Raw genomic sequence first — 1,020 nt, forward strand, 5'->3', positions numbered from 1 at the left:
GTCCCACAACTCCGCGTCATGGCCCTTCACCACGTAGCCGAAGCGGCCGTCCCGGCTGATCGCGTTGAGCGCGGCTCCCGAGGGAGCGGTGAGCTGCTTGCGCTTGGCGACGTCCCACCATCCGGGCAGGGTTTTCGCTCCCCAGGGGATGGCGAGGTAGCGCCCGGATCCGTCGAAGCTCAGCGTGCCGCCGCCCGATCGCCTGCCTTGACGGGCGATGGGGGCGCCGAGCGGTCTTGCGGTGCGCGTGTCCCACAGCCGTACCCCCTCGTGGTCGAGGAGGGCCAGGGTGCGCCCGTCGGGGGCGAGCGCGGCTTGGGACACGCCCGCGCTCACCCCGGGCAGCACGCCGATCCGCCGTCGGCCGGTGACGTCCCAGATCCTGGCTGTCCCGCCGTCCACGGACACCAGCACGCGGCCGTCCTGGCTGAGGTTCTGCACGGTCGCGGCCCTGTAGTCGGGGTCGAGGAAGACGGAGGTCGCGGTCTGAGAGAGCGAGTCGTAGAGCGCGCCGCGGGTCTCGGGCAGCCCCGGGCTCAGCCGCCAGCCGGCCACGCTCAGCAGCTTCGCGGCCTGAGGATCGCTCTGCCGCAGGTCGGCGGCCCGCAGCACGAGCTCCCGCGCCAGCGCGTCGTCGCGCTGGCGGCTCGACTGTCTGCGCAGGTACTCCGCGGTGCCGAGCCCGCCGAGCGCGACCACGAGCAGTACGGCCAGGGCCGCCGCGACCAGACGGCGTCTCCTCGCCCTCGTACGGGCCAGGCTCACCGCCTCGTCGAGGAACTCGCGTTCGCGCCGTCCCAGCGTGAGGTCCTTGTGCGCGGTGGCGGCCCACTGCAGCGTCCGCTCCAGTGCCGAGCCGTGCAGCAGGTCGGCCGGTCTTCTGCCGTGCTCGTTCCACAGCGCGGCCGCCTCGGCGAGTCGCCGGTGGACGGGCAGCCCTTCGCGGTTGCCCGCCACCCAGTCGCGCAGCCGGGGCCAGGCGTGCAGGAGGCCGGGCGTGGCCAGTTCGTACGCGGCACC

1 protein-coding gene is annotated in these 1,020 nt (G+C 74.0%); it reads right to left on the bottom strand.

Features of this window, described 5'->3' with window-relative positions:
• Positions 1-1,020: WD40 repeat domain-containing protein (locus tag ACIHFD_RS67945; protein ID WP_397375984.1), on the bottom strand; the 1,020-nt coding region annotated here is incomplete at both ends.

The sequence above is a fragment of the Nonomuraea sp. NPDC051941 genome, assembly GCF_044593615.1.